Origin of the sequence: Aquabacterium parvum, from assembly GCF_001447195.1 — a bacterium.
GTDB classification, from domain to species: domain Bacteria; phylum Pseudomonadota; class Gammaproteobacteria; order Burkholderiales; family Burkholderiaceae_C; genus Aquabacterium; species Aquabacterium parvum.
Genome location: NZ_LFRI01000021.1, coordinates 1 through 273, shown reverse-complemented (window position 1 = coordinate 273; position 273 = coordinate 1). Strand labels below are relative to the sequence as shown.

Sequence of the window (273 nt, the reverse complement as noted above, 5' to 3'; positions counted from 1 at the left end):
CCGCGACCACGTTGCCGGCGTTTCCATAGCTCGCGCTGGGCTCTATGAAGGTGCTTAAAGCGTTCAGCCAGGTCATCACCGTTCTTCACCGTCAAAGTCACCAAAAAAGGCCTCAGAGCCGTTTTCTCGGCTCGGACGACCTCCCACCTATCCAAGTAGGCTTTCATCGACTTAGCGCCCCGTCTAATGGCACACAGAGGGCAAAGCAGGTGCTTCATGCAGAAGCTGGCCGCATGCAGCCTCACAGCGTCGATGGTGAAGTAGTGCCGGAAC

Annotated in this window: 1 protein-coding gene; it reads right to left on the bottom strand. The window is 57.1% G+C overall.

Features of this window, described 5'->3' with window-relative positions:
- On the bottom strand, window positions 1-245 hold a 245-nt coding region (locus ABG80_RS22260; protein ID WP_268760912.1), incomplete at its 3' end, for a protein rep.
- Between the last annotated feature and the right edge of the window lie 28 nt (window positions 246-273).